Genomic DNA, 376 nt, shown 5'->3' with positions numbered 1-376 from the left:
CGCGAGCTCGAAGTTGTTGCCGGCAGCGGTGAACGCGAGGGTGGTTGAGCGTGAATAGCCGAGGCCGAGGGCGCGACCGAGCAGCATGCCGGCGCACCACATCACGGCGAAGTAGATGAGCAGCGGGAGGGCGATGCGGGCCACATCGAGGGGCTTCGCGATGATCGCGTCGCCCTGGAGCGCGAAGAGGAGGACGATTGTGAAGAGGAGGCCGTAGAGCGCCCAGGGCCCGACCTTTGGAAGGAACTTCTCCTCGTACCAGGCCCGCCCTTTTCGCTTTTCGCCGAGCCAGCGGGAGGCGAAGCCAGCAATGAGCGGTACCCCGAGGAATACGAGGACGTTCAGGGCGATGTTCCAGACCGAGACGTCGAGCCCC

General features: G+C 65.4%; 1 protein-coding gene. It reads right to left on the bottom strand.

The window, feature by feature from the left end:
* Window positions 1–376, bottom strand: a 376-nt coding sequence (locus ID132_RS13900) for an arsenic resistance protein (protein WP_413229357.1), incomplete at both ends; no start/stop codon positions are given.

Origin of the sequence: Gulosibacter sediminis (assembly GCF_014904065.1) — a bacterium.
GTDB lineage: Bacteria > Actinomycetota > Actinomycetes > Actinomycetales > Microbacteriaceae > Gulosibacter > Gulosibacter sediminis.
This window is presented reverse-complemented; position numbering and strand designations above follow the sequence as displayed.